The sequence below is a fragment of the Roseovarius sp. PS-C2 genome (assembly GCF_018862045.1).
Lineage (GTDB): Bacteria > Pseudomonadota > Alphaproteobacteria > Rhodobacterales > Rhodobacteraceae > Roseovarius.
Genome location: NZ_JAHKSQ010000035.1, coordinates 1 through 1,616 on the forward strand (window position 1 = coordinate 1; position 1,616 = coordinate 1,616).

The 1,616-nt window shown below is 51.5% G+C and carries 1 protein-coding gene and 1 tRNA gene; one reads left to right on the forward strand and one right to left on the reverse strand.

The features are described from left to right. Window positions 1-889: 889 nt before the first annotated feature. Window positions 890-1,204, forward strand: coding sequence for a hypothetical protein (locus KPG71_RS19565; RefSeq protein ID WP_216340438.1), 315 nt, complete (start codon window positions 890-892; stop codon window positions 1,202-1,204). Between the two features lie 304 nt (window positions 1,205-1,508). Here KPG71_RS19565 and KPG71_RS19570 read toward each other — a convergent pair. Continuing rightward, window positions 1,509-1,585: transfer RNA gene (locus KPG71_RS19570), tRNA-Met, on the reverse strand. Between the last annotated feature and the right edge of the window lie 31 nt (window positions 1,586-1,616).

Sequence of the window (1,616 nt, forward strand, 5' to 3'; positions counted from 1 at the left end):
CGCGCCGGACGCTTGAGCAATTTGAGGGCTCCGCGCCCGGCGCGCTTGCCCAAAACGAAACCGAAGACTATGAAAACCAGACCCGCAGACTCTCGTTATGAATGAGGGAGCCTCGGGGGGCAGGTCATCAGTCATGAACCCAACCTGGACATGGCTGCCGTCATCTGGCAGATTCTATCGGGAAAATCAGTCGTGCTTTAGGACAAGAACGGCAGCTTTGCGCAGGAAGCGGATTTTCCAAAGTTTGAGCGGTTTCCCGATAGCAGACCTTCGAGCTATATGCGGCGAATGCCTGTTAAGAGCCCGGCAGTGTCAAATGCTGCATTTTTCACGAATGGCTGCTTTCCAAAGAAATCTAAAAAGACAATGGCGGCGTCGAGTGAGGTGTTTGGCGTATGCTCCAAAACTGGTCTTGTAGGATGCCACGTTTTCAAACATGTTCTCCGGTATGGTAAACTTGCGAATAGCAGGACCGATTGAATATAGAGAACCGAGAATGCTCCGCCAAATAATGTGCGCTATTAGCCTGATGTTGGCTGTAAGTTTGCCCACGCACGGAATAGGGCAATCGTACGGTGAAATAGCAAATTTCTGCAAGATATCACAGATGTTGTCTCCGATTTTTTTGCGAGGTGGAAAAGTTCAAGGGCATGCAGTGTGTGAAGTTGGCGGAGGCGCTTCTTATGAATGCCCTTCTACAATGAGCCTTGGTGCTGGAATCTGTATCGCTGGCGGAGGCGCTACATATGAATGTCCTTCTACAATGAGCCTCGGTGCTGGCGTCTGTATCGCTGGCGGAGGCGCTACATACGAATGCCCTTCTACAATGAGCCTCGGTGCTGGCGTCTGTATCGCTGGCGGAGGCGCTACATACGAATGCCCATCTACAATGAAATACGCTCAGGGAGTTTGCATCGCTGGTGGAAGCGCTTCTTATGAATGTCCCGCTACCATGAGTCTTGGAACTGCCATTTGCATGGCGGGCGGCAATCCTTCCTACCAGTGCGGTAATATTGGCAACGATGACCTTGGTGAAGGAATTTGCCGTGCCTTAGGTGGTTCTTCTTCTAGCTGTTCTGGCGTAAGCGTTTCTGCTGCAGTTTGCGATTTTACGGGGAACTGCAAAGGCAATGATGCTGCTTCGTTGGCGATTTCCATGGCCGAAACATGTGGCGTTGAAGTGCTTTCATACGGAATTGAATAATTTGTTTATTCAAACCGGCCATCGACTTCATGCAGACCAATGGCGATTTCGTCCTTGTTCGCATTGCAGCCAGTCATGACACACCCCTTGAACGTTTGCTTTCATCGACCTGAGCACCTCAGGATGTGCCTGCTTCGGGCTGGGAGCGGACATTTCGGTTTCTTGCGTCGCGCTGTTTAGCTTGGCATTCCGTTTGGTGGATTTCTTCGCCCCAGCCGTAGCACCATCGTAGCACCGCGCATTTGCGTAGCACAACGAGCACCACATGCGCGCTGCGTAAGATATTGTATTTCTTGAGATATTTTGGTTGCGGGAGCAGGATTTGAACCTGCGACCTTCAGGTTATGAGCCTGACGAGCTACCGGACTGCTCCATCCCGCGACGCTTTATGTTTGGCCTATCGCCCGAAGGG

Coding starts and splice junctions, on each gene's coding strand:
- KPG71_RS19565 (WP_216340438.1), top strand. CDS start 890: ATGAAATACGCTCAGGGAGTTTGCATCGCTGGTGGAAGCGCTTCTTAT.